The sequence below is a fragment of the Actinospica robiniae DSM 44927 genome, from assembly GCF_000504285.1.
Taxonomy (GTDB): Bacteria; Actinomycetota; Actinomycetes; order Streptomycetales; family Catenulisporaceae; genus Actinospica; species Actinospica robiniae.
In genome coordinates, this window is record NZ_KI632511.1 from 165,546 (window position 1) to 189,176 (window position 23,631).

Consider the following 23,631-nt stretch of genomic DNA (forward strand, 5'->3'; position numbering starts at 1 on the left):
GGGAGAACCCGGTGGCACCGGTGATCTGTCGGAGGGCGGGAGCCAGCGCGGTGAACCGATACTGCCGGCGGGTCTGCTGGCGGCGGCGGAGGCTGCGGCGCCGCAGTTGTCGGTGACCGACGCCATGGGGCTCGACGTGAACGCGGCCCTGCTGGCCACCGTGGCGGTCGGCGCATTACGTCGGGCCCGCCGGGCCGGCGCGGACCTGGCCGAACAAGCCCACGAGGCCGACCGCGCCCTGCGCGAGCACGGCCATCAGGGCTACGCCACCGGGCAGCTGCTGCGCCTCAACTTGCGGGACGGTACGAGCGAGTTCGTCAACGCCGGTCACCCCTGGCCGCTGCAGATGCGCGACGGGAAGGTGTGGGAAATCGTCCCGGAAGTCCACATGCCGTTCGGATTCAGCCACTACTTCCATACGCAGTCCAAGACCGGCTATCGCGTGCAGTCACTCGACCTGCGGCCAGGTGACAGGCTCGTGATCGTGACGGACGGGATGCTGGAGCGCAACGCCGCAGGCCTGGATTTGGTGGACTTGGTCGCGCGCACCCGGCAGTTGCACCCCAGGGAGGCTTCCCGTGCGCTGGTCGGGGCGGTCGTCGATGCCAGCGATGGTCACCTGTGTGACGACGCGACCGTCATGTGCCTGGACTGGCATGGCTCGGCCCACTCATATCGCGACGCCGCCACCGGTGCCGACCTGAGCAGCGCCTCGCATCGCAACACCACGTGACCCCGGACGACCATCACCGCAGCTTCCGCGACTCTGCACACTCGCACACCTGCACGCACCTGCACACCTGCACGCCCTGCGCAGCCCTCAGGACGTCGACGCGGAGGCCGGGCGGACCGTGGCGATGCCGGCGAGCCCCGAGTGGGTCAGGACAGGTAGCAACAGGTCTGGGGCTAAGAGCTCCAGGCGATCGGCGTGAGCGAACAGAATGCCCAGGCCGGCGCTGTCGAGATACTCGACTGCGGTGAGGTCGAGCGTGACCGGGCCGGGCAGCGCCTCGAGCGCGGCGGCGAGCTCGGCCGTGTTCGTCATGTCGATCTCGCCCGCGGCGGTCAGCAGATCTCTTCCGTCGGGGCGTCGCCCGGATGTGAGGGTCAGCGGCGTGGTCATGGAATCCTCACCTGCAACTGGACGGTGGTGCCTTCGGCGCCGGGGGTGATGACGGCCTGGTGGGTCAGAGCACGCATGAGGGCGATTCCGCGGCCGCGGTGTACGGAAGCTTCGGCATGCGGGGGCCTCCACTGCCCGGAGTCGACGACGGTGACGGACAGTTCGGCGACGGTGGCCGCGGCCCGGAGGTGGACGGTCCCCGGACGGTGGTGATGTCCGTGCTCGATGGCGTTGGCGCAAGCTTCTCCGACCGCCACCAGGATGTTGTGTGTCGACTGCGGCGGCAGTCCGCACTGTCCGAGCCAGGCGCGCAGAGTTTGGCGGACGGGTGCGAGCTGGGCGGAGTCGGCGGGGAAGCTCATCTCCAGCGGCGCGGGATGGCGGTAGATGAGCAGGGCGACGTCGTCGTCATAGCCGTCGGCCGGGGCCAGATCGGTCATGACGTCGGTGGCCAGTTGGTCGACCGGGGTGGCCCTGCCCTGCTGGATGGCGGCGCTGGCCCGGTCTATGCCGACCGTCAGCGACTGGCGGCGGCGTTCGACCAGCCCGTCGGTGTAGAGCAGCACGGTGGCGCGGGGGCTGACGGTCGTTTGCGCTTCCGGGCGTTCGGCTCCGACGCGTACGGCCAGCGGGATGGAGCCGGCCTGGTCCAGGAAGTGGGTGGAGCCGTCGGGATCGACGACGATGCCGGGCGGGTGGCCGGCGCTGGAGTAGGTCAGCTGGCCGTTGGCCGGATCCAGAACGCCGCAGAACACGGTGGTGCACATGGCGCCGGGGATCAGCGCGGCGAAGCGGTCGAGGGCCGCGAGGACGTGCGCGGGCCCGGCCTCCTGCAGGAGCAGGGCGCGGCAGGCGCTGCGCAGCTGACCCATGACAGTGGCCGCTTCCAGACCGCGTCCGACGCAGTCCCCGACGACGATGCCGATACGGCCGTCGGCCAGCGTGACCGTGTCGTACCAGTCGCCACCGATCTTCAAGGGCCGGGCCGCCGGCTCGTACCGCACAGCGAAGCCGTCCGGCAGGTGGGCGGGCCCGAGGATGGCGCGCTGCAGCGCCAGGGCCGTCTCACGTTGCTGGTCGGCTTGGTGGATTCGGTTCAGCTGCTGGCCGAGGCGGCTTGCGAGCAGCGACAGCAGGAGCTGGTCCTGGTCGGTGAACGGCCGCCGCGCGCCGAGATCGATCCACAGCGTGAGCAGTCCGGCGGGGTGTTCGAGCGCAACGCCGGCGCCGGTGCGCTCGGCCGCCGGGGTCAGCAGGGGCCCGTCACGCAGCGCGCTGAGCGCCCGGCGCCGCGGCTCGGGCAGTTCCGGCCAGCTCGCGGTCCCGTCGGTGGACGCGGTCGCGGGCTGATCGGCGCCGTCGAAGACGGCGGCGATCACGTGCGCGGCGTTCCACAGGTCGCGCAACTCTTCGAGCGCGTCGCCCAGCGCGCTCGGGACGCTGTCGGACTCGGAAAGGCGGACGGTGAGGGCGGCCATGGCGGATTCGCGTTGAATGGCGTAGTGCTCGGCGGTGACGTCCCGGAACGTACCGACGATCACACGACGGCCGGTGTCGGGGTCGTACACCTGACTGAACGTCACGGTGATCCATACCCGGTGCCCGGTGCGGTGGACCAGCGGAACGGTGAAGGTGCCGCGTTCGCGTCCGATGAGCATCGAGAACGCCTCGGCGACCTGGCGGTGAGCCTGGGGATCGGTGTCCGCGTCGGGCCACCAGGGGTGCTGCGGAAGGTAGGGCAGAAGGTCCGGACCGTACCCGATGATGTCGGTGAACGCGTTGTTGATCTCGATGACCGCGCCGTCCTCGTCGCAGACGAAGAACGCCTCCTGCAGCGATTCGATCAGGGCATTGCGGTAGCGGGCGTGGTGGTTGCGCAGCCGGGCGAGCTCGATGTTGGCGCGTACACGGGCGAGCAGTTCGGCGGCGGCGAAGGGCTTGAAGAGGTAGTCGTCGGCGCCGGCGTGCAGTCCCCGGATGGAGGACTCCTGGCCGGCGCGGGCGGAGAGCAGCAGCACCGGCACGGCGACGGTGCGTGAGTCCGAGCGCAGTCGCCTGACCAGTTCGAGGCCGTCGAGGTTCGGCATCATCACGTCGCTGACCACCAGGTCGGGGGCTTCGGCGCGGGCCGCGTCGAGGGCCTCGCGCCCGTCTTCGACCGCGCTTACCCGGTAGCCGGCCGTGCCGAGCAGACGGACGAGGTACTCGCGCATATCGGCGTTGTCGTCGGCGATCAGCACGCGGGCCGCACGTACCCCGGCGGAGGCCGCCTCGCCGTTCGCCGTGAGGTCCACCATCTCGGGCAGGGCGTGTTCGGTCTCGTGCGGCAGCCAGCGCAGGGCCTCCTGCACGAAGGGCTCGGCGCTGAGCGAGGCTGCGGAGGCGTCCGACGCCGGCGCCAGGGCTTCGCCGGGAAGATGGTCGTGGCCGAACGGGAGCCGGATGGTGAAACAGGTGCCCTGGCCGGTGCGGCTCTCGGCGCCGATGCTGCCGCCGTGCAGCTGGACGAGCTCCTTGACCAGTGCCAAGCCGATACCGCTGCCCTCGTTCGAACGGGACCGGGCGTTCTCGATGCGGTGGAAGCGTTCGAACAGCCGCGGCATCTCCGTCTCGGGCACGCCGATGCCGGTGTCGCTCACGGTGACCACGGCGCGATCCGACTCCGTGCGCACGCCGACGCGGATGGAACCGTCGAAGGTGAACTTCAGGGCGTTGCTCAGAAGGTTGAGGATCACCTTCTCCCACATGCCGCGGTCGAGGTAGACGGGCCTGGCCGCGGGCTCGCAGTCCACTTCCAGGCGCAGACCCGCCTTGTCGACGGCGGAGCGGAAGACGCTGGCCAGTTCCGCCGTGACCGCCGCCAGGTCGACCGGCTCGTAGCGGGCCTGCATCCGGCCGGCCTCGATGCGCGAGAAGTCCAGCAGGGTGTTGACGAGCTTGCCGAGCCGAAGTCCGTTCCGGCGGACGACCTCGAGCTCCTCGCGCACGCGCGGGTCGGCGTCGGCCAGCTGGTCGCGCAGCTCCTCGACCGGACCCATGATCAAGGTGAGCGGTGTGCGGAATTCGTGGCTGACGTTGGAGAAGAACGCGGTCTTGGCGCGGTCCAGCTCGGCCAGTTCCTCCGCGCGCCGCTGCTGCGCCTGGTAGCTGCGGGCGCTGCCGATGCCCGAGGCCAGGTGGCCTGCGGCCAGCTCGACGAAACCGCGGTAGCGCTCGTCGAGCAGGCGGTAACGGTTGAGAGCCGCGACGAAGAACCCGTAGGGCGAGCCGCCCTGCGCCGCGAGCGGCACCGCCAACGCCTGGACCGGCGGCTCCGGCCACGCTCCACGAGGCAGATCCTTGGACGCCGTCGGCTCGAGATCCACGAGCACCGATTCACCGCGAGCCAAAGCCTCCAGAGGCCACAACGGGTCGGCGTCCTCCGGCGTGATGACGGATCGCGCGAGGCGGTGTCCGGCCGCGAGGCCGGTCGCGCCGGCAAGCCGCGCGACCTCGGAGTTCTGCTCGAACAGGTAGGTCGCGGTGAACGGCAGGTCACGGCCGTTGCGAGCCAGCTGCAGGTCGGCGAACTCCAGCATCTGCGCCTCAGTGCGCACCACGCTGGGATCGGATCCGAGATCGCGCAACGTCGCCATCTGCCGCTCGCCGATGACCCGCTCCGTCTCCTCGCTCACCACGCAGAGCATGCCGACCACCGCGCCGTGGTCGTCGCGAAGCGGGCTGTAGGAGAAGGTGTGATAGCTCTCCTCCAGGTAGCCGGAACGCTCCACCAGCAGAAGCAGCGCCTGGTCCCAGGTCGCCTTGCCGGTGCGCAGCACCGTGTCGATGCGCGGGCCGATGTCCTGCCAGATCTCGGACCACACCTCGCTGGCCGGCCGCCCCAGGGCCCAGGGATACTTGCGGCCCAAGGTGTCGCGACGGTAGGCGGCGTTGCAGAAGAACGTCATCTCCGGGCCCCAGGCCATCCACATGGCGAACCGGGACGAAAGCAGGATGTCGACCGCCGTCTGCAGGCTCTGCGGCCAGGTTCCGACCGGCCCGAGCGGTGTCGCGGCCCAGTCCACGGCCGCGAGGTCGCGCCCGACCTCCTCGTCGGCGGCGAACACGCCCGGGACGGCGTCGACCGGCGCTCGACGCGTGACGTCCTCGGGGGTTGTCATGTCACTCGTCTCCATCCACTCGTCGCGCACGCAGACCGGCGCGGGTGAATGCGACCGCAAGCACCCCGAGGCCGATAGCTTCGTATGATAAGTCATGGCATGAGCGCCCCAACGGCGGCGACGCGGCCGCCGGCGCTCCGAGATGATTCCGAACGGATTCCGAACGGATGGATCTCCTCCTATCCGGGTACTGGCGCGAAGATGACATGAGCCCTGGTCGGCTGCTTCTGTCCGCACGCATCGACCGTGACTACTCGAGGAGCGAGGGTGATCTTCCGCGTTCTCAGCGGCACCAGCCCTGCCAGGCCCGGTGAAGTGCCGGTCGTGCAAGTCACAGGCGAGCTGGATTTCCACAACGCCGCGCGCCTGCGCGAGGCGCTGGTGGCCATCCACGTGGACTCGGGCAAAGGACTCGTGCTCGACTTGTCGGAGCTGACTTACTGCGACTCGACCGGCATCACCGTTCTCATCGGCGTCCACCAGCGCGCCGAGGCGGCCGGTGGCCGGCTCGTGCTCGCGGCGATGAACACCGAACTCAGCCGCACGTTCGCGATGATCGGGCTCGACCAGATCTTCTCCACCGAACCGAGCGTCGAGGGCGCCGTCGAGCGCCTGGAATCGGCCGGCTGACACCGGTTCGCGCCCAGCTCTCCGCCGACCGGTTTTCATTCTCCCGGCCCGGGCCCGACCGGAAGAGCGGACCGCCCCGTTGCCGCCGAGTCCGCCTCGACTGCGGACGTATGGCCGTCGTCGGCGTCGGCTCCGTCGTCCTCGTCCGGATCCGGTTCGCCGTTCCCGCGCAGTTCCTTGATCACCGCCCAGGCGATGGAGACCAGCGGGACCGCGGCGACGGCCCCGAGCAGTCCCGCGCAGATCGTGCCGGCGATGACGGACAGCGCGATGACGACGGGATGGAGCCGCACTGACCAGCCCATCACGAAGGGCTGGAGCACGTGTCCTTCGATCTGGCCGAACACCACGATCAAGACGAGGACGATTGCGGCCGTGGTCACGCCTCGCCCGGCCAGTGCGACCACCGTGGCCACCGCCATCGCGATCGGGGAGCCGATCAGGGGGATGAAGCTGGCCGTGAACTCCAGCAGGGTCAACGGCAGTGCCAGCGGGACGCGCAGGATCTCCAGCGCGATCCCGACCATGATCGCGTTCACGGCGGCGATCAGGACGATGCCGCGGGTGTAGCCGGCGAAGGTGTGCCAAGCCACGCTGCCGGCCCGCCGCCAGGTCGGGCGCGCGGTGGCGGGCAGTTGGTCCTGGAACCAGAGCCACATCCGTTCGCCGGAACTCGTGAAGAAGATCGAGCAGAACAGCGCCAGCGCGAGCACCGTGACCACGTCCACGACCCGGCCCGCGTTGTTCAGCACCTGGCTGACGAGCGCGGAGCGGTGCGCCTCGATGTAGGAGCCGGCCTTGCCCTGCAGGTTGGTGAGCGTGTCGGGCTTGATGTGGAACGGCCGCTTCTCCAGCCACTGCTCTATATGCCGGATCCCGCCGCTGAACTCGGCGGACAGCGCGCTCCACTCGTTCGTCACCGACTCGGTCATCTGCCACACGATGAGCGCGATCAGGCCGAGAACACCGAAGGCGGTGACCGTGGCGGCGAGCCGCCTCGGCAGGAACCGGGACAGCAGATTGACCGGAGGCCGCAACAGCGAGGCCACGATCAGCGCCATGAACACGGCGACGACGACCGCCTCGAACCGAAGCAGCACCCTGAAGACGACGTACGTGGCCACCCCCAGCACGAGCAGTCGCCAGGCGTAGCCCGAAGCTCGATCGAGACGGCCGCCGACACCGCGGTCGGCGGTCGTCGGCACAGGGCGGTCGGGCATCGCGCACCTCACAGCTTTCGCAGCTCTCGCAGCCGGCTATCGACGTCGCGATCGGGCGGCGAACGGCGGTGTCCGTCCGTATCACGCCGGGATCGGCGCATCCGCGTGCCCGGTCCCGCCGAGCGCAAACACCGCCGCGCACACCACGCGCCGTCTGCCTTCGGCGCCGGGCGTTCGTGGGCCAGCCCGTTCATGTGCCCACGACCGTTCGTGTGTCCACGCCGGTTGCGGGTAGACGAGAGCGAAACGGACGATGCCGTGCCGCAGGACGCGAGGACGCGAGGACAGATACCGATGGCTACCGACCGACCGTCCGGACAGGCCGGCCCCGCCAATCTTCACGCAGACGGGTACGCCCCGGATGCACCCTCCCGCCCGCTGATCCCCCGGTGGTGCAGCGTCCTGCTGCTAGCCCTCGGCGCTGTCACCCTGCCGTGGACCGCGGGCCTCGCGGTCGTACTCCCCAGCAGCGAGCGCACCGCCCACTACGACGTGTCCTGGGCAGGTTTCGATCTCATGCTCTGCGCGCTGCTCCTGTACACAGGATGGAATACGCTGCGCCGTCGGGAGCAGAGCGAACTGTCCGCAGCCATGACCGGCACGCTGCTCATCGTCGACGCGTGGTTCGATGTGCTCGGTGCCCCCGACACGGACCAGTTCCTCACGGCACTGGCCATGGCGCTGCTCGTCGAACTCCCCCTCGCAGGCTTCTGTTTCTGGATTACGAAACATGTCGATGCCGTCCGTGTGCAGCGCGAGTCGGCGCTTTCCCACTCCCTCCGACGCGTCGCACAGCGCACACACTCCGCCCTCAAGCCGCACTCGGCATCGGCTGACGACGGCCACGGCCCCGCTGCGGCGAAGTCCGGGACCCGTCAGAAGTCCGAAAGCGCGAGGAGGCGAGAACGGTGAGCGCGATTCCGGCGGCGCAGGGGTCCGATACAGCAGACGTCCTCGTCATCCACGGCGCCAAGGCCGACGCCGCGGCCGTCGCCGACCTGCTCTCGCGCTACAGCGACCTGTGTGCCCGGGGCGGACGTCCGAAGCCCCGCGCCGTGACCACGACCCCAGATGACCACGGCGCCGGTCTCGCCGCGGACGCCGTGCGCTCCGGCGCCCGCCTCGTCGTGGCCTGCGGCGGGGACGGCACGGTCAACGAGGTCGCCTTTGCGTTGGCGGGGACGGATGCGACCCTCGGCATCGTGCCGCTGGGCACCGGCAACCTGCTCGCCCGCAACCTCGGCATATCCGCCGACACCGACGCCGCGCTAGCCGTGCTCGTGGACGGCGCGGAGCGGCGTATCGACGCCGGCCGCATCGATGGCCGGATCTTCCTCGGCATGGCCGGGATGGGCCTGGACGCGGCGATGATCGAGGGCGCGCCGGAGACGCTCAAGCGACGTGCCGGCTGGGCCGCGTACGCCGTCGCCCTTGTCAGGCATCTGTCCGACCGCATCCAAGCCGTGAGTGTCGAAGTGGACGGTCGACGCACGCGGCATCGTAACGTGAGCATGCTGCTGGTGGGCAACATCGGCCGGCTCCAGGTGGGGCTCGAGCCGCTGCCGGACGCCGAAGTCGACGACGGCCTACTCGATCTCGCCGTGGTCCTACCGCGCGGCCCGCTCGCGTGGCTACGCGTAGCTGCCGCGCTGCGCGGCGGCCAAGCCGGGACAGCCGAGCGCACGATCCACCGTGACCGAGGCGTGCGGATAACCATCCGAACGCGTCGGCCGGTGCCCCGGGAGTTCGACGGTGAACTGCTTCCTGCCGCCACGAGCATGGACGTGGAGGTGCTTCCCGGCGCCTTGCGGGTCCGCGTGGAAGGCTAGCGGCTTCGGCGCGTAGACAGCAGGGTCGCCCTCGATCGCAGTCCACACATCAGGCGGCTACTTGGCCAGTCCAGACAGGAGATTGATGGTGGCCGCGATCACCACGGCACCCAGCGGGTAGGACAGCAGCGCCTGCCGAAGCGCGGTTCTGCGGATCTGCTTGGCCTGGATGTCGGTGTCGGAGACCTGGAAGGTCATGCCGATGGTGAAGGCCAGGTAGGCGAAGTCGGAGTACTGCGGATCATCATCCTCGTTGAAGCTGATACCCCCGACAGCCCCGGATGAATAATACAAACGTGCGTACTTCAAGGCGAAGATCGTATGGGTCAGCATCCAGGACACGAAGACGGAGAACAACGCCAGCCCGGCGAGCGAATACTGAGCAGCCCCGTGAGCATGACCGGCGCCGAAGACGACGACCCCCACTCCGGCAAGGCTCGCCACGGCCGCGGAGAGCAGCACGAGATCAGCCTGGCCGCGGCCGGGATCCTCGCTCTTGGCATGCTTGGCGGTGGTGGCCGGATCCAGCGGCCACACCGCAGCCCACACCCACACGCCGAACACCAAGGCCATCGCGTCCCACCCGATCAACGCCGCGACCTTCTCCGCCCCGAGCACCGCGCTTGCCACACCGACGAAAAGCCCTGCGATCGCCGAGCCGACGAACTGGATGCGCGCCGAGGCCCTCGGCTGCCGGGTGGCACGCGAGGGTGCCGACGATGTCGGTGTCACGGCGTAAGCCTGGCAGACGCCAGAGACGAGCACCGCAGTCGGGACCGTTTCGGGCGCGTTATCGCGATTTGATGATCGGCTGAGTGCTTGTGGCGCGTGGCGGCTTGTCGGGTCGGGGTGGTCGTCGGGCTGTGGGCGGCCGCTTCGCGTCGCCCGGTTCGTCTGACCACCCGCCCACCCGTTGCGTTGGCGGGGCGGGCTGGGGTTTCAAGATCAAAGGTGCCGCTGGCAGGCCCTTCCTCGGAGAGTGCCGGGGTCGCGTGGGTGCTGTCGTTGGTGGGGCGGGCTGGGGTTCGGGGTGGTGGGGTGAGCGTCCCCCGGGTTGCCGGTTGATCGGACCCGTGGCGTGATGGATGAGGTGAAGGGAGTCGGTCTGATGGCTGGTCAGAGGAAGTATCCGCCGGAGTTGCGGGAGCGGGCGGTGGCGATGTATCGGGCGGCGGAGGAGAAGCCGGTGGTGCGGGCGATGGCCCGTCAGCTCGGTGTGCATCCGGAGGCGCTGCGTGAGTGGATCCGTAAGGACGAGGAGGCCCGGTGCTCGGGTCCGGGCCGGGGTGGTGCTCGCCGCGGCGCGCTCGTGGATGTGCCGGAGCTTCCGGCGCAGGTGGAGGCGGAGCTGGCGGGGCTGCGCAAGGAGGTGATGGAGCTGCGGCGGGCGAATGAGATCCTGCGGGCGGCGAGCGCGTATTTCGCGGTCCAGCTCGACCAGACCGGCCGGCGCTGCTGAGGTTCCTCGAGGAGAACCAGGCGGCGTTCGGGGTCGAGCCCGTGCTCCGGGAGTTGGCGATAGCCCCGTCCACCTTCGGCGACTGGCGCCGGCGGGCTGTGGCGCCGTGCGCGCGGCAGGTGCGTGATGCCGAGTTGCTCGCGCGCATCCGCGAGGTCCACGCCGACTCGGGCGGGGTGTACGGCTCCCCGCGGGTGCACGCGGTGCTGCGGCGCGAGGGCGAGGCGGTCTCGCGCAAGCGGGTCGAGCGGCTGATGCGCGAGAACGGCATCGTCGGGGTGAGCCCGGCGCGCAAGGTGCGCACCACGATCCCGGACCCGGATGATCCCCGGCCCGCGGACGCGGTCAACCGGCGCTTCACCGCGGTGGGACCGAACCGTTTGTGGGTCACCGACCTGACCGTGATCGCCACCGGTGAGGGGCCGTTGTGGCTCGCCTCGATCCGCGACGCGTTCTCCCGCAAGGTCATCGCGTGGGAGAGCAGCGATGTCGCGGACGCGGACCTGGTGTGCGCGGTCCTCGAGTACGCGCTGCGCTCCAGGCGCCCGCCTGCCGACGGCAGCCTCGTGCACCACGCGGACCACGGGTCGCAGTACACCTCGATCAAGCTGAGCACGCGGCTGGTGCGGGCCGGGATCACCGCGTCCATGGGCACGGTCGGGGACTCCTACGACAACGCCCTGGCCGAGAACATGTGGTCCACGCTCAAGACCGAGTGCGTGCGCCGCCGGGAGTTCGCCACCCGGGCCGAGGCGAACCAGGCCCTGTTCGAATACCTCGACGGGTTCTACAACCCGCGAAGGATCCAGCGCAATCTCGGCTACCGATCCCCGGACGAGTACGAAGCCGCCCACGACGCTGGCGAGTTGACCGCGGCCGACCTCGAGCGACTGGCGCGCGATGCGACCCGTCGCCGCCACCGCCGCACCGAGCGCGCGAAAAGCCCGGCACTACCGGCCGGCCCGCAGGCCCGGCAACTGCCCGGACAGCGACCCACACCCACCGCCAAACGGGTACCCCCATCCGGGCGAACCCGGCCACAACAAGAAAACACCAGATCAACGGGCTAGATCACACGGAAAACTCTAGGGAAGCTCAGGGTTGCGGGGGTGTGCTCTCTTCTCGGTCGGTCCCCGGAGGCAATCAGGAACCTGCCGGGAGGTCAAGCGGCGGCGGTTTCCGCTGGTGGCGGATTCTGCAGGGCGCCGCTTGACCTCCCGGCAGAACCCTGATCGGGCTTCGCCTGCCCGACCGAGGAGAGAACCCACCCCCTGGGGGATCGGTGCGAGCTGCGCTCGGGCCGAGTCCCATCCCGCGGCCCGGCCTCAAGGGGAACACCCACGATGCGGAAGGATTCTGCATCGCCGTTTCGGGTCGCTTGTTCCATCTCTACTACTTCAACGCCGGAAAGCGCGCTCGAGTGCCCGGAAATCTCCAGTATTTTTACTTATACGGCGAAAGCTGGATTCACGGCTTTTGTCGGTGGCTGCGTCTAGCATGGAAGAGTACGGGGGATCGGACTTGCGACGGGAGGGGTGGTGGACGGGATGGCTGCGCGGACGGCGTCAGGGGTGCGGCCGAAAGCAGTGCAGGATTTCCCCTCGGGGGGTGCGACCGGGCCACGCGATCCTGCGCAGTGCGCGAGCACCGGGCGGCTCGGACCGGGGCGATGCAGAATCCTTCCGGATCGGGCGCGGGCCGGCCCGCGGAGTTCTGCCGCGAGGTCTGGGATCGGGTCGGACGCACCAGCGCGGTGCAGGATTTCACTTCAGGTGCGACCGGAGCACCGACGCCTTCGCGCGGATCGAGGACCGGGATCGTCGGATCAGGGTGATGCAGAATCCTTCCGCGCCGGGCGCGGCCGGGCCACGGGCCGGGCTTCAGCCGAGCGCAGCTCGCACTGCTCCCTAGGGGGTGGGCTCTCTCCTCGGTCGGGCAGGCGAAGCCCGATCAGGGACCTGCCGGGAGGTCAAGCGGCGCCATGCACAATCGACCATCAGCGGAAGCCACCGCCGCTTGACCTCCCGACAGGTCCCTGATTGCCTCCGGGGACCGACCGAGGAGAGAACCCACACCCGCAACCCCACCACCCCCAACCCCAACCCGCCCCACCACGCCAGCACCCCACAGACCCCGGCACTCTCCGAGGAAGGGCCCCAGCCGGAGGCGAGATCTTGAAACCCCAGCCAGCCCCGCCAACGCAACGGGTGGGTGGGTGGTCAGACAAACAGGGCGACGCGAAGCGCCCGCCCAAACCCCGACGACCACCCCGACGACCACCCCGACCCGACAAGACACCACATCCCACCAACACTCAGCCGATCATCAAATCGCTCTAGATTCGATCGCCCTGAGGACTTGCCGCTCGCGTCACACTGGCTCTTCGTGACCTGGCGTCAGTTCAGGGCGGTGGCCGGCCGACCGTGCTCGAAGTCGCGTCCGGTCGTCGCGGTCATGTCGAGATGCCCATGCCACCCGCGACGTCGATGTCGACACCGGTGATATAAGCGGCGCGATCGCTCGCCAGGAACGCAACCAGGCCCGCCACTTCTTCCGGCTTGCCGAAGCGGTGCAGGGGGATCTCACTCGCGGCGATCTGCTCGTGGAATTCCGCCCAGGACTTGTCCGGCGCCCGGCGTTGATGGATCCCCTGCCACTGTGGCGTTTCCACGTACCCGATGTGCACCGTATTGACCAGAATCCCATCGGGGGCGAACTGCATCGCGAGGGCTTTGCCGAGGTTGTGCCCCGCCGCCCGCAGCGTCGTCGCGGCGAGGAAATTCGGCTTGGGATAATGGGCGAAGACCGCGCCGATATTGATGATACGGCCTGCGTCAGACTGCTTCAGAAACGGATGGGCCGCTCGGATACACCGGATCATCGAGAACAGTTTGATGTCGATATCGGCTTGCCACTCTTCGTCAGTGAGACTGAAGAAATCTCCCGGGATCGCCCCGCCGGCATTGTTGACCAGAATGTCGATGCCACTCAGGGTCGTAGCCGCATCCTGGATGAAACGGTCTATATCGGACTTGTTCGTGACATCGGCCTGGACCGCGTGGACCGGCACGCCCCTGCTCTCGACCTCCCGAGCCACCTCGGCGAGCGGGCCGCCGTCTCGAGCGCACAAAGCCAGGCCCACTCCCTCGTCGGCCAGGGCCAGCGACACCGCCCGTCCGATCCCCTTCGACGCACCGGTCACGACGGCTCGTCGGCCGGCCAGGTTGAGGTCCATGTCTATCCCGCCTTCGGTTCGGCATACCGCGCTGGCGCGGACATCGCACCGTATCAGCATCCTGCGCGCACCGCCTGACAACCGGTGTGTCAGCGGGCTCTGACAGTCGTGTCCCCCACGGCTATCCGGGCGACGACCGTCTTCCCGTGCGGATGCACCTCCGTCTCGAGGCTCCCGGCGAGAAGAGCGAGCAGGTGCAAGCCGAAACCTCCCTCGCCGTCGTACTCCGGCGCTCTCGGGCTGGGGAGGCTACGGGACGTGTCGCTGACGGCGATGCAGACGTGGCCGTCCTCGACGGTCATGTTGAGCGCGCACGAACCGGGCGTATGGCAGACGGCGTTAGTCACCAGCTCGCTGACCGCGAGCAAAGTGCTCTGCTCCTCTTCCGAGGATATTCGCGGGCGAAGGCCGTTCAGAAAATCGTGGGCACGCTCACGTGCCCTCCTGATCGAATTCGCGTCGCCTCGCATGTGCCATGCGGGGACGTGCAAGGTCTCGCCCACCGTTGCTTGAGTCCTATCGGTCGTACGTTTCGTCGGTCCGTCGGCCGACCGAAACACCGGGGTGCTGCTACCCATTCGCTGCGATGGCATTCAGCATATGCGGCAGGCGCTGCGGTCGGCGCAGGCACGAGCCACGGGCCCCGGACCGAGTCCGGGTAACGCTCTGCCCGGCACACGTGGGACAATGATCGTCGCATGTCGCAGCGACGAGGGGAAAAGCATGATGGAGCAGGGGCCCGAAGCGCTCGAAGTGACTGTTCTCGATGCGGGTGATGGCAAGGCCCTGATCAAAATCGTGGGCGAGCTCGACCTCGCCCGCGCGGAGCCCCTGCGCGAGGTGCTGACCAGTGCGGTCGCCGCGCACGCGGTGACCGTCCTGGAAATGAGCCGGTGCCCCTTCATGGACTCCACCGGCCTGCGCGCACTGCTCGCCGGTGCTCACCGCGCCGGCGAAACGGGCCACGCGCTGCGCCTGGCCGCGGTCCGACCGGAGGTCGCGCGGGTGATCGAGCTCACCGGAACGCACACCCTGCTCCCGGCGTACCCGGACACCACCGCGGCGCTCGAAACGGACTGACGGCGGTATTTACCCCGGATGCTCCAGCCGTCCCGGTCTCAGCCTTCTACCCAGCAGCAAGATTCGGCTCGGTGGCGATGATGTACTGCAGCTGCCACCGCGCCTCCTCCCACCGCGCCGCCGCGTAAGCCTTTTTCGGGTCGTCGAGTGCTCGCTGCGAGGCCTTCTCGGCGACTACCGACTGTGCGTCGTTGGCCAGGTCGCGCAGCGTCTTGTGCCAGCGCTGAACACTCGTTTCCTCGAAGCGGAGGCAGAGCGCGAGGACACCGCTCACCAGCGTAGGCGTTTCGACCATTCCCCAGCGCTCGCCTCTCGTCTCGATCTTGCGTATCGCCGCCACTGCTTCGAGCAGCTGTTCGCGCGAGCACTCGCCGTCGATGTAGGCGCCCGTGGCCCGCCAGTGGGCCTCCGAGCTCGCAGCGAACGCCCCGGCCATCGTGTCTTGCACCTGCGCATACGCATGCTTGGCGAAGCTTCGCCCGAGCTCGAGGCCGCGGTGCTTGTCTCGACCCGCTCGCTCCAAAGCCTCCGACAGAAGCTCGAAGATCACTTGTCACACCATTCGCCGGGGCCGCATGTTCGACGCCCAAGCATCTCATCTTAAGTTCAGGCCATCTGCTTACGCCGGACGGTCTTCGCCTCGGGCTTCGCATTCGAGGGCTGCCATGCACCGTGGTTCTATGACAAGATCAAGGCCGGAAGCGCCTGCAATGGCCGACTGTCGAAACCGGCCGGGCGCGAAGGGGGATCGTCATGAGCAAGTCCCAGTCAGCGCCCGTGTGCGTGCACCGGCCGGTCTTCGTCGAGGCCGAACACCGCGTGGGAATCGACGAGGTGGTCGAACGGAGCGGTCTCGCGTACCCGGGCCGCGCCGTGCCCGATAAGTTCGCTGACATCATGCGCAATACCGGGGTGGATACCCGAACCTTCATACGCAGCGCGAAAGAGGTCTACACCGACGGCACCGCCCCGGCGCACTGGGCCTCCACAGTGGCGTTGCTCGCCGGCTTGGGCGCACGCGCGGCCGATGCCGCGTTACGGGCCTCGGGGATCGAGCCGCAGGAGATCGACGCGCTGATCGTCACCAGCGTGACCGGCTACGCCATGCCGGGGATGGACGTCGACCTGATCCGCGAGTTGCGGCTGCGACCGGACGTGCGGCGCATCCCGGTCGCCCAGATCGGCTGCGCAGGAGGTCTCTACGGCCTGATCCGGGCCAGCGAGCAGATCGCGGCACGCCCGGGATCCAAGGTGCTGGTCGTGGCCAGCGAGGCCTTCAGCTCCACCACCCAACCCCACACACGCCGGGCAGACGCGCTGATCTACAAGGCTCTCGGCGGAGACGGGGCGGCCGCGGCCGTGGTCACCCCCGCGGACCAGGCTCCTGATGGCCCGCACGTGCTGCTCGACGGAGTCGGCGCGCTCGACTACCTGATCCCCGACACCACCGCCTACTACCGGCTGACCGCCGATGACGAGGGCCGACTCGGTTTCGCGTCCACCCCGGCCGCGCCGGGGGCGATCCACCTGGCCCGCCCGGCGCTCGAGTCGTGGCTCGGCGAGAGCTCCCCCGGCTTCCTCGTCGCGCATCACGGCGGCCCGGCGATTCTGGAGAACACCGCCGAAGTGTTCGGCGCCGATCAGCGGCAGCTGCGTCACTCCTGGGCGTCGCTGCAGAACCACGGGAACATGGGCTCGGTCTCGTTCCTCGACATCTTGCAGCGAACGCTTGGCGAGACCGGGCCCGACGCCATGTACGGACCGGGCACGGCCGTGACCATCGGCCCCGGCGTGACCGTGTGCGCAGCACGGCTGACCAGACCCGCGTAGCCCACCGCGGAGGAACACCCATCACGGGGATGGGCGGCGAACGCGTATCGCGCTGAGGCACAACGCGATCGCCAGCAAACCGCCGAGCAAGAGGATTGCGACGTAAGGGTCCTGGATCTCACTCCTGCTCTGAGCCAGGTCGTCGGCCCGGGTCAAGGCCACTGGCGCGAGGTCCGGGATCATCGCGGCTGGCCCGTAGGTGGCAAGGGCGGTGAGCGACTCGACGGCCAGCAGCGCGGCGGACGCTCCGGCGCAGAGCCCTGCGATCAGTCCGTCCTTCGCCCGGCCAGTCAGTGGGCGGCCGCTCGCTCGGCGGCTGGTCGGTGCGACCACGGCGGCCACGATTACGGCACCGGCGATCAGTGCGATCAGCGGTGCCGTGGCGGTCGGCATCGGGCGGGCGGTCGCGAGCACCGCCACCCAGATCGCCGCAGCGGCGCCGCCGACGCCCCCGCCGACCGCCAGCGTCCGGGCTGGAACGGCACCGCGATGTGCCGTCGCACGAGAGGTGACCGCGAGGAAGGCGAAAAGATAGCCGGCTGAGACGGCGGTGTAGATCGGCACTCCCACCGCCGCCTGCTCGCCGGGGTTGCTGTTCGACGCGACCGAAGCCGCGCCGGCGAGGACAAGAGCGCAGACGAGCATGCACCCGCAGGCACGCGCCAGCCGCGGCACCCGTCCCGGGCCCACCGGACCCAGCGCACCCGGTCGCCGGCCCCACCAGACGAAAGCCAGCAGTGCCGCCGCCGCGGCGAGTACCGCCCAGCGCAACGGCCCATAACCGATCCTGCCCGACCACCAGACGGCCGCCGCCAATGCGCCGAGCATCAGCGCCGGATATCCGAGCGTGCGCAACGTCGACGGACGGGTCAGCGCGACCCGCAGGCATCCGAGCGCGAAACGCCGCCGGGCTGCGGGATCCTCGAGAGCGGCCAATTCGGCGCGCATCGCCTGGCCCCAATCCCGACGGTCCGGGGGAAACAGCGCGACGGCGACGCCCAGAATCCGACTGGCCGCATCCTTCCCGGTGCGCGTCACCAGGCACCGCACAGTGTCGCGCGGCCGCGCCCGTCGGCCTCGGGTGCCGACGCGGCAGGCGAACCCTCGGGCGCGGGTCGCGCGAGTTCAGCGGCCAGCACCTGGCCCACAGCAGTGAGCCGATACAGGTGGCGCGGCGGGCGCCCGGGCGCAGGCTCGTCCTCCCAACCGGCCTCGACCATGCCCCGGTCGTCGAGCCGGATCAGGATCGGGTAGAGCGAGCCCGCTTTCAAGCCGACCTCGCGGCCCAACTCGTAGCCGTAGCGCCACTTGGACGGCTCAGCGGCCAGGGCCTGGAGCACCGCAATGGTCTGCGGTGAGGGTCTGCGGATGCGTCGAGAGCCAGATTCCCGGGTCACGCGATAACTCTATCTAGGTAGAGAAATCTCCGGCAACCGCGTCCGCAATCCGACGCCGCGTCGCTTCATCGCAGCTCGATCGCCATCCACCACACCGGCATCAGGATCCGCATACCTGTCGGAGAAGAGCCGTGGCGGCGGGGCTCGGCGGATCGCCGGTGATGGTGACGAGCTCCCAGGCTGGAACGTCTCCGTCGAGGGGGATGAAGCGGACCTGCTTGGTCTTGCCGGCGAAGGAGGTCGGGACCAGCGCGACGCCGAGGCCGCAGGCGACGAGGTCGAGGAGGGAGTGGACGTCGGTGACCTCGAGGGCGACGCGGCGTTCGACACCTGCTGCGGCCAGAACCCGGTCCGCATGATCACGGGTGCCCCACGTGGGCGGGAAGTCGACGAACTGCTCGTCCGTCAGATCCTGCAGCTTGGCACGGTCCTTCGTCGCGGCGGGGTGGCCGGGAGCGCAGGCGAGGACCAGGTCTTCGGCGTCCAGCGGGCTGACGGCGACGTTCTCGGGCAGGCGGGCCGGCCGGGAGACGAAGGCGATGTCGAGCCGCCCGGTGCTCACGTGCTCGACGAGCTCGTCCGAGCCGCCTTGCCGCAGCCGGATCTCCAAACCCGGGTGCCGGCCGAGGAAGCCGGAGAGCAGCGTCGGGAGGTGGATGGCGTGCAGGCACTGGAGTGAGCCGATCGAGAGCGATCCGCGCAGCAGTCCCTGGACGGCGGCGACGGCCTCCTTGGCCGCGTTGCTCGCGGACAGGGCACGCAGCGCCTCGGCAAGCAAGGCCTGGCCGGCGGCCGTGAGCTGTACCTGGCGCGTGCTGCGGAGAAAGAGGGTGGCGCCCAATTCCTTCTCCAGCGAGCGGATCGAGGCCGACAGCCCCGACTGGGCGATGTGCAGACGCTGCGCCGCGCGAGTGAAGTGGCACTCCTGCGCCACGGCGACGAAGTGCTCCAGCTGTCTGAGCTCCACGGTCCACGCACCCATCGGCTCGCACTCATCAGCTTGAGTGCTTAGTGAGATCAGTATCTTCTGTTGGACAGACTAATCGCCGTTGGCAAGGCTGGAGAAGCACACACGAACGAGGACAGAGGAGCTTCTCCACCATGCAGACTCGTCGGATCGGAGACCGGGCGGTCAGTGCGATCGGGCTCGGCGGCATGCCGATGTCGATCGAGGGGCGCCCGGACGAACAGCGGTCCGTGGCCACGATCCACGCGGCTCTCGACGCGGGCGTCACACTGATCGACACGGCCGATGCCTACCACCGGGAAGCCGACGAGGTCGGTCACAACGAGACCTTGATCGCGCGCGCTCTCGCGAGCTACGGCGGCGACAGCTCGGGCGTGCTGGTCGCGACGAAGGGCGGCCACCTGCGTCCCGGCGACGGCTCCTGGACGCAGAACGGCGACCCTGGGTATCTGAAGCAGGCCTGCGAAGGCTCGCTCAAGCGGCTCGGCGTCGAGGCCATCGGGCTCTACCAGTTCCACCGGCCGGACCCGAGGGTCCCGTTCGCCGACTCGGTGGGCGCTCTGCGCGAACTGCTCGACGAGGGAAAGATCGTCCGCGCCGGCCTGTCCAACGCGAACGCCGAGCAGATCCGCCAGGCCCTTGAGATCCTCGGGGAGGACCTGGTCAGCGTGCAGAACCAGTTCTCGCCCTCCTTCCGCTCCAGCGAACCGGAACTCGAGCTGTGCGCCGAGCTCGGTCTCGCCTTCCTCCCGTGGAGCCCGCTCGGCGGCATCACCAGCGCGGCCGGCCTCGGCGACCGCTTCGCCGCGTACGCCGAGATCGGTGAGGCCCACGCGGTCAGCCCGCAGCAGGTCTGCCTCGCCTGGATGCTGGCCAAGGCCCCCGTCGTCATCCCGATCCCCGGATCCTCACGCCCCGAGACGATCCGGGACTCAGTCGCCGCCGAATCGCTCGAACTCAGCGCCGAGGAGATCGGCCGGCTCAACGCCGCCTGACGGGCACAACCCGCGACGGCGAAACAGCGCGGCACCGAGTCCACCCGACCCGGTGCCGCGCTTGCGTCAGTCGGTCGCGGCGAAGCGGCCGGGGACAGCCCATGGAGGGGGCGGTCCGGCTGTCCCCGGCCGACTTTAATTCTACACGCTTGTAGATGTTCTCCGCGCCGTCATGGCTCACAAGGCCGAGGTCGACTATCGAGTGCCCGCCGCAGGGGCAGATGGCGATGGCGACTCGCCACCGCGCGCGGAGCTCATAGCCCCGCCGTTTCCGTAGCAGGCCCCTCCTCTTCGGCGAAGCGCACTGGCTCATCGAGCAGATCGAGCCATGCGCGCACGACGAAGTCGTGTTGGCCCAGAATCGGCGGTGGAGTGTGAAGCGGCTCCGGCCGTTCGTCGAAGCGCCAGGGCGTCCCCGGCAGCGTGATGCACCCGAGGGTGGCGTGCTCGACCTCGACGGTCAACCCCGGCCGGCGGGTCTGCTCGCAGCTGTAGACCTCGTCCAAGGTTCGGATGCGCCCGGCCGGGATCCCCGCAGCCGACAGTCGCTCGAGCCAGGTCTGGGCGGACTCACGACTGAACAACGCAGTCAGATCGCGTTCCAATTCGTCGCGGTTGCGCACGCGATCCGCGTTGGTCAGATAACGCGGGTCGTCCGCGTTCAGGCCGGTGACCTCGGCCAGCGCACGCCACAGGTTCTGGCTGCCGACGGCGATCTGAAGGTCGCCGTCGGCGCAGTGATAGAGGCCGTAGGGAGCGACCGACGGATGATGGTTGCCCGTGGCCTGCGGCAGCTGGCCCGCGACCGTCCACCCGGTGCCCTGGAAGCTGTGCACGCCGACGAGCGCCGAGAGCAGCGACGTTCGCACGGTCTGGCCGTGCCCGGTGCTCCGGCGTTCGATCAGGGCGGCCAGGACGGCGCAGACCCCGAAGACGCCGGCGAGCAGGTCGGCGATGGGCACGCCCGTCTTCGTCGGCCGTCCACTCTCGCCGGTCAGGCTCATCAGGCCGCCCTCGCCTTGGGCGATCTGGTCGTATCCGGGGCGGTCATCGTCGGGCCCTTCATGGCCGTACCCGCTGATCGAGAGGACGACCAGCAGCGGGTTGAGCTCCTTCAGACGCTCGGGACCGAAACCGAGGCGGTCCAGCACTCCGGGGCGGAAGTTCTCCACCAGGACGTCGGCGCGCCGGATGAGCCGCTCGACCAGTTCCTTCCCCTCACGGCTCTGCAGATCGGCGACGACGGACTTCTTGTTGCGGTTGCAGGCCAGGAAATACGTGGACTCCGGAGACGCGCCGACCACCGGCGGGACGACGAACGGCGGACCCCATCCCCGCGTCTCGTCTCCCTGCGGCGCTTCGACCTTGATGACTCTGGCCCCGAGATCACCGAGCATCATCGCCGCGTGCGGCCCGGCCAGAGCGTGGGACAGATCGAGCACGAGCATGCTGCTGAGCGGCCCGTCCGTCTGGGTGGGTTGCGTGGTCACGATTCTCCCTTCGGTTCGGTCACTGTCGTGTGATCATGAACCTACGAAGGCGTGGGCGAGCAGAGAGCCAGCGGAAGGTTAAAAATCGTTTACCTTTGGCCACGAAGCAGACACGGTATGTAATGAGGGCATGGCATACGCTGAACTGCTGGTGGTGGAGGACGATGCGGACATCGCCGCCGAGCTGCTCCAAGCACTGACCGGCCACGGCTACCACCCGGTGATCGCGGCGAACGGGCAACAGGCACTCGCTCACGTCCTGGACAGACGTCAGCCGGATCTGGTCCTGCTCGATCTGGGGCTTCCCGACATGGACGGCGTCGCGCTGTGCCGCCGTCTACGGGCCCTGCTTCCCGTGGAGAGCATCATCGTCGTACTCACCGCGCGGACACAGGAATTCGAGATCGTCGTCGCCTTGGACGCGGGCGCGGACGACTATCTCACCAAGCCCTTCCGGTTCACCGAACTTCTCGCCCGCCTACGCGCCCACCTGCGCCGGAGCCGAAATACCGGAGGACCCGCATTCATCCGGCTCGGGCGCGTCACGATCGACATGCGGGCCCGGCGCGTGTTCGCCGGAGAGCGCGAGATCAATCTTCGTCCCAAGGAGTTCGACCTCTTCACCGCGCTGGCCGGCCGGGCAGGCGCCGTGGTGAGCCGCGACGAACTGATGGCACTCGTCTGGGACGCGCACTGGTTGGGCCCGACCAAGACCCTGGACGTCCACGTCTCCGCGCTGCGGCGCAAACTCGAGGACGCCGATCCCGGTTTGGGACAGGCGATCACGACGGTACGTGGGCGTGGCTACCGCTGCGAGCAGCCGACGCCTCCACCTGCGGAAACCTCGGGCGGGTACTCATACTCCTCCCGATCCTGAACGGGCAGGAGGAGACTGAACACCGGCCGCGGCCCGCGTCGGCGCATCACGAGTCGGCCGCCCTCCGCTTCCGCGAGCGAGCGGGCCAGCGGCAGCCCGATGCCATGGCGGGTCGCCGGGGCGCCGCGTTCGAAGACCGGCGGTTCGTCCGCTGCGCCGCCGGGCGCCACGCCGGGACCGTCGTCGCCGACCTCGATCGCGACGCCGGTGCCCACATCCGTGACCGTCAGCCGGATCTCGCCGCGGCCATGGACCAGTGCGTTGTCCAGCAGCGCGCCGATGATCTGAGCGATGGCGGCCTCGGAGGCCCGGACGGGCGCGAGGCCGGATTCGCAGCGCACGGTCAACCGGCGGTGGGCGTCCGAGACCGCGGCCTCGTGGCGGTTCGCCACGTTCCGGGCCACGTCCGCCGCGTCGACGGCGAGGCCGGACCGATGAGTTTCACGTGCCAGCCGAAGCAATTCCTCCACTGATACGGCCAGACTCTCCGCCCGCCGCAACGCCGTTCCCACGGCCGCGCGCCGCGCCGCCTCGTCGGCGTTCTGCGCCGCCTCGAGACCCAGGACCAGAGCAGTCAGCGGGGTGCGCAGTTGATGTGAAACAGCGGTGCTGAACCCCCGCTCGCGCTCGAGTACATCGCCGAGCCGACGCGCCGTCGCGGCCAAGGCCTGACCTGCCAAGTCCGCTTCGCGGATGTGCGTCCGCGGCGCCTGGACCGTGAAGTCACCCTCCCCCAAGGCGCGTGCGACTGCCGTCAGCTCCTCGAGCGGAGCCGCTACGCGCCGGGCCAGATGCCAGGCCAGGCCGGCCGAGAGCACCACCACACCCGAGCCGAGCACAGCGAGCACCAGCCAAGCCCGAATCCGGCGGTCGGTCACTCGATCCCAGGGCATCCAGACGCGGACGATCTCCACCACCCGGCCGCTGCGGATGACCGGCGCGACCACGGCCAGATGACCGGTCTCGATCCCATGGTGCATGCGTCCGTCGACGGAGAGCTCCGACACAGGCGAGCGGCCGGGGCCGACGCCCGCGAGCTTGCGCCCCGACGCCGAGTAAAGACCCACCTCCACGCCGCGTGACGGATCGTCGGATCCGATCAGGGCATCCGGGTCGGAGGTCGGGCGCGCCGCGATGTCCGCCGATACCAAGATGGCATCCCGCTGCAGCAGCACCACAGCACCTCGGCTGTAGACCTCTGCCACAGCCCAGGCCAGCGGCAGCGTGAAGACGACGACCGCGCATGCGGTCACCGTCACGATCGACGTAAGCACGCGCCGGCGCAGACTGACGCCACCATGCCGTCTCGACACGCTCACCTCGTGACAGTCGCCGGGCG

General features: G+C 69.3%; 21 protein-coding genes and 1 pseudogene. 10 read left to right on the top strand and 12 right to left on the bottom strand.

The genetic code is table 11. The annotated features are described in order from the left end of the window. Nucleotides 1–103: 103 nt before the first annotated feature. A pseudogene (locus ACTRO_RS00720) lies at nt 104–733 on the top strand (PP2C family protein-serine/threonine phosphatase); the annotation flags it as partial. 87 nt (nt 734–820) lie between these two features. On the opposite strand, the gene ACTRO_RS00725 reads toward ACTRO_RS00720, so the two are convergent. Both ACTRO_RS00725 and ACTRO_RS00730 read right to left on the bottom strand, forming a co-directional pair. Beyond that, nucleotides 821–1,123 carry an STAS domain-containing protein gene (locus ACTRO_RS00725; protein ID WP_034260450.1) on the bottom strand — a complete coding sequence of 101 codons (303 nt, stop codon included), beginning with the start codon at nt 1,121–1,123 and terminating at the stop codon, nt 821–823. Then, nucleotides 1,120–5,283: a SpoIIE family protein phosphatase gene (locus ACTRO_RS00730; RefSeq protein WP_034260451.1), complete on the bottom strand. Its 4,164-nt coding sequence runs from the start codon at nt 5,281–5,283 to the stop codon at nt 1,120–1,122. Before ACTRO_RS00730 ends, ACTRO_RS00725 begins: the two co-directional genes overlap by 4 nt. A 267-nt stretch (nt 5,284–5,550) precedes the next feature. Here ACTRO_RS00730 and ACTRO_RS00735 point away from each other — a divergent pair, with 267 nt between their 5' ends. Next, a complete protein-coding gene (locus ACTRO_RS00735; protein WP_034260454.1) occupies nt 5,551–5,913 on the top strand; it encodes an STAS domain-containing protein in 363 nt (120 codons plus the stop codon). A gap of 35 nt (nt 5,914–5,948) precedes the next feature. On the opposite strand, the gene ACTRO_RS00740 is transcribed toward ACTRO_RS00735, so the two are convergent. Next, nucleotides 5,949–7,133 (bottom strand): AI-2E family transporter, encoded by a 1,185-nt coding sequence (locus tag ACTRO_RS00740; RefSeq protein WP_063627905.1) that lies wholly within the window; start codon nt 7,131–7,133, stop codon nt 5,949–5,951. A 294-nt stretch (nt 7,134–7,427) separates the two neighbouring features. Here ACTRO_RS00740 and ACTRO_RS47890 point away from each other — a divergent pair, with 294 nt between their 5' ends. Further along, the gene (locus tag ACTRO_RS47890; RefSeq protein ID WP_051450091.1) at nt 7,428–8,045 is read left to right on the top strand and encodes a hypothetical protein; all 618 of its coding nucleotides are present in this window, start codon (nt 7,428–7,430) and stop codon (nt 8,043–8,045) included. Next, nucleotides 8,042–8,962 carry a diacylglycerol/lipid kinase family protein gene (locus ACTRO_RS00750; protein WP_051450092.1) on the top strand — a complete coding sequence of 307 codons (921 nt, stop codon included), beginning with the start codon at nt 8,042–8,044 and terminating at the stop codon, nt 8,960–8,962. The genes ACTRO_RS47890 and ACTRO_RS00750 overlap by 4 nt, the downstream gene beginning before the upstream one ends. Nucleotides 8,963–9,019: 57 nt before the next feature. On the opposite strand, the gene ACTRO_RS00755 is transcribed toward ACTRO_RS00750, so the two are convergent. Next, nucleotides 9,020–9,727 carry a DUF1345 domain-containing protein gene (locus ACTRO_RS00755; RefSeq protein WP_211244022.1) on the bottom strand — a complete coding sequence of 236 codons (708 nt, stop codon included), beginning with the start codon at nt 9,725–9,727 and terminating at the stop codon, nt 9,020–9,022. Between the two features lie 343 nt (nt 9,728–10,070). Here ACTRO_RS00755 and ACTRO_RS00760 point away from each other — a divergent pair, with 343 nt between their 5' ends. Together ACTRO_RS00760 and ACTRO_RS00765 are read left to right on the top strand one after the other, a co-directional pair. Further along, the gene (locus tag ACTRO_RS00760) at nt 10,071–10,421 is read left to right on the top strand and encodes a transposase (protein WP_034272405.1); all 351 of its coding nucleotides are present in this window, start codon (nt 10,071–10,073) and stop codon (nt 10,419–10,421) included. Between the two features lie 41 nt (nt 10,422–10,462). Continuing rightward, on the top strand, nt 10,463–11,491 hold the full coding sequence (locus tag ACTRO_RS00765) for an IS3 family transposase (RefSeq protein WP_063627906.1): 1,029 nt from the start codon (nt 10,463–10,465) through the stop codon (nt 11,489–11,491). Nucleotides 11,492–12,873: 1,382 nt separating this feature from the next. Here the strand turns inward: ACTRO_RS00765 and ACTRO_RS00770 are convergent. Both ACTRO_RS00770 and ACTRO_RS00775 read right to left on the bottom strand, forming a co-directional pair. Further along, nucleotides 12,874–13,656 (bottom strand): SDR family oxidoreductase, encoded by a 783-nt coding sequence (locus ACTRO_RS00770; RefSeq protein ID WP_034260456.1) that lies wholly within the window; start codon nt 13,654–13,656, stop codon nt 12,874–12,876. An 89-nt stretch (nt 13,657–13,745) separates the two neighbouring features. After that, nucleotides 13,746–14,159 carry an ATP-binding protein gene (locus tag ACTRO_RS00775; protein ID WP_169739779.1) on the bottom strand — a complete coding sequence of 138 codons (414 nt, stop codon included), beginning with the start codon at nt 14,157–14,159 and terminating at the stop codon, nt 13,746–13,748. 220 nt (nt 14,160–14,379) lie between these two features. Here ACTRO_RS00775 and ACTRO_RS00780 point away from each other — a divergent pair, with 220 nt between their 5' ends. Further along, on the top strand, nt 14,380–14,736 hold the full coding sequence (locus ACTRO_RS00780) for an STAS domain-containing protein (RefSeq protein ID WP_169739780.1): 357 nt from the start codon (nt 14,380–14,382) through the stop codon (nt 14,734–14,736). Between the two features lie 46 nt (nt 14,737–14,782). Here the strand turns inward: ACTRO_RS00780 and ACTRO_RS00785 are convergent, their stop codons facing one another. Next, nucleotides 14,783–15,286 (bottom strand): hypothetical protein, encoded by a 504-nt coding sequence (locus ACTRO_RS00785; protein WP_034260460.1) that lies wholly within the window; start codon nt 15,284–15,286, stop codon nt 14,783–14,785. Nucleotides 15,287–15,489: 203 nt separating this feature from the next. Here ACTRO_RS00785 and ACTRO_RS00790 point away from each other — a divergent pair, with 203 nt between their 5' ends. Next, the gene (locus ACTRO_RS00790) at nt 15,490–16,566 is read left to right on the top strand and encodes a beta-ketoacyl-[acyl-carrier-protein] synthase family protein (protein ID WP_051450094.1); all 1,077 of its coding nucleotides are present in this window, start codon (nt 15,490–15,492) and stop codon (nt 16,564–16,566) included. A 21-nt stretch (nt 16,567–16,587) separates the two neighbouring features. On the opposite strand, the gene ACTRO_RS42505 is transcribed toward ACTRO_RS00790, so the two are convergent. The 3 genes from ACTRO_RS42505 to ACTRO_RS00805 all read right to left on the bottom strand — a co-directional run bounded on the left by ACTRO_RS42505 (nt 16,588) and on the right by ACTRO_RS00805 (nt 18,945). Beyond that, the gene (locus ACTRO_RS42505) at nt 16,588–17,604 is read right to left on the bottom strand and encodes a hypothetical protein (protein WP_157435622.1); all 1,017 of its coding nucleotides are present in this window, start codon (nt 17,602–17,604) and stop codon (nt 16,588–16,590) included. Further along, complete coding sequence (locus tag ACTRO_RS00800) at nt 17,601–17,963, bottom strand: PadR family transcriptional regulator (RefSeq protein ID WP_211244023.1); 363 nt, start codon at nt 17,961–17,963, stop codon at nt 17,601–17,603. The genes ACTRO_RS42505 and ACTRO_RS00800 overlap by 4 nt, the downstream gene beginning before the upstream one ends. A gap of 100 nt (nt 17,964–18,063) precedes the next feature. Next, nucleotides 18,064–18,945 (bottom strand): LysR family transcriptional regulator, encoded by an 882-nt coding sequence (locus tag ACTRO_RS00805; RefSeq protein ID WP_211244024.1) that lies wholly within the window; start codon nt 18,943–18,945, stop codon nt 18,064–18,066. A gap of 119 nt (nt 18,946–19,064) precedes the next feature. Between ACTRO_RS00805 and ACTRO_RS00810 the strand changes: the two genes are divergently transcribed. Continuing rightward, complete coding sequence (locus tag ACTRO_RS00810) at nt 19,065–19,925, top strand: aldo/keto reductase (protein ID WP_034260464.1); 861 nt, start codon at nt 19,065–19,067, stop codon at nt 19,923–19,925. A gap of 254 nt (nt 19,926–20,179) precedes the next feature. Here the strand turns inward: ACTRO_RS00810 and ACTRO_RS00815 are convergent, their stop codons facing one another. Beyond that, nucleotides 20,180–21,373: a CoA transferase gene (locus tag ACTRO_RS00815; RefSeq protein ID WP_034272421.1), complete on the bottom strand. Its 1,194-nt coding sequence runs from the start codon at nt 21,371–21,373 to the stop codon at nt 20,180–20,182. A 172-nt stretch (nt 21,374–21,545) separates the two neighbouring features. On the opposite strand from ACTRO_RS00815, the gene ACTRO_RS00820 reads away from it, so the two are divergent. Further along, nucleotides 21,546–22,292: a response regulator transcription factor gene (locus ACTRO_RS00820; RefSeq protein WP_051450096.1), complete on the top strand. Its 747-nt coding sequence runs from the start codon at nt 21,546–21,548 to the stop codon at nt 22,290–22,292. On the opposite strand, the gene ACTRO_RS00825 is transcribed toward ACTRO_RS00820, so the two are convergent. Continuing rightward, a complete protein-coding gene (locus tag ACTRO_RS00825) occupies nt 22,220–23,566 on the bottom strand; it encodes a sensor histidine kinase (RefSeq protein ID WP_051450097.1) in 1,347 nt (448 codons plus the stop codon). The two genes, ACTRO_RS00820 and ACTRO_RS00825, sit on opposite strands and share 73 nt — an antisense overlap. Between the last annotated feature and the right edge of the window lie 65 nt (nt 23,567–23,631).